Consider the following 1,391-nt stretch of genomic DNA (forward strand, 5'->3'; position numbering starts at 1 on the left):
CAATTAAATACCCCTGATGATTCAGTGGAACAAGTCACCTTCTGGCAAGCCTTCTTATTTTGGCTCAAGCTTGGTTTTATTAGCTTTGGGGGGCCAGCTGGACAAATCGCTGTGATGCATCAGGAACTGGTTGAACAAAAGCGCTGGATATCAGAAAAAAGATTTTTACATGCACTGAACTACTGCATGTTGTTACCCGGTCCTGAAGCACAGCAGTTAGCAACCTACATTGGTTGGCTTATGCATAGAACTGCGGGAGGATTGGTTGCAGGTATTCTATTTGTATTACCCTCTTTATTTATTTTAATTGGGCTATCTTGGGTTTATATAAAATTTGGAGATGTGCCTGTTATTGCAGGTATTTTTTACGGGATAAAGCCTGCCGTCACTGCAATTGTCTTTCATGCAACTTACCGTATAGGTAGTCGTTCGCTTAAAAATAAGTTTTTATGGGTCGTCGCGATTGCAGCATTTTTTGCCATTTTTGTCTTAAAGCTTCCTTTCCCGCTTATCGTTTTAACAGCTGGTATTGCTGGCTATTTAGCGAGCAAAAAGATTATGGTCCGGCATATATTGATGATGATACTCCGACACCAGAGCACGCTAAATTCCATTGGTCACGGTTAGCCAGACTTATTTTTGTGGCAATCGCTTTATGGTTATTGCCAATTTTAGCTTTAGGTGCATATTTTGGATGGCATCATTCCTATACCCAAATGGCTTGGTTTTTCACTAAAGCTGCGCTGCTTACATTTGGGGGCGCTTACGCGGTTTTACCTTATGTCTATCAAGGGGCTGTCAATCATTTTGGATGGCTTTCACCTACACAAATGATTGATGGATTAGCACTTGGTGAAACTACACCCGGTCCACTAATTATGGTCGTTGCCTTTGTTGGTTTTTTAGGAGGCGTTAATCATTCACTACTTGGCTCTGAGCATTTATTTTTTGCTGGAGCACTCGGTGCAGTTATTGTGACTTGGTTTACCTTTCTATTTTCATTTGTCTTTATTTTTGCGGGTGCGCCCATTATTGAGTCTACACATAACGAAATTAAATTTACTGCACCCCTTACTGCCATTACTGCAGCTGTGGTCGGTGTCATTTTAAATTTAGCACTATTTTTTAGTTATCACGTATTATGGCCACAGGGTTTTTCAGGCCATTTTGATATTGTCGCGGCCCTCATTACTGTAGCTGCATTTATTGCTTTATTCCGATTTAACATTAACGTGCTGTATGTCATTTTTGCTTCGGCACTGGTTGGACTCGCTGTCACTTTCTTTTAGTTATTTACTGATTGAATTAATTTCTTAAAATCATAATCTCAATAAGGCCGAACAGTTCCTTTACTGTTCGGCTATTTATATTTTTAACCCGCTAACTGGGCA

1 pseudogene is annotated in these 1,391 nt (G+C 40.2%); it reads left to right on the forward strand.

The features are described from left to right. Positions 1 to 1,289, forward strand: a pseudogene (chrA, locus tag VXQ92_RS18015) (chromate efflux transporter); the annotation flags it as partial. Between the last annotated feature and the right edge of the window lie 102 nt (positions 1,290 to 1,391).

This window comes from Acinetobacter sp. 228 (genome assembly GCF_048147885.1).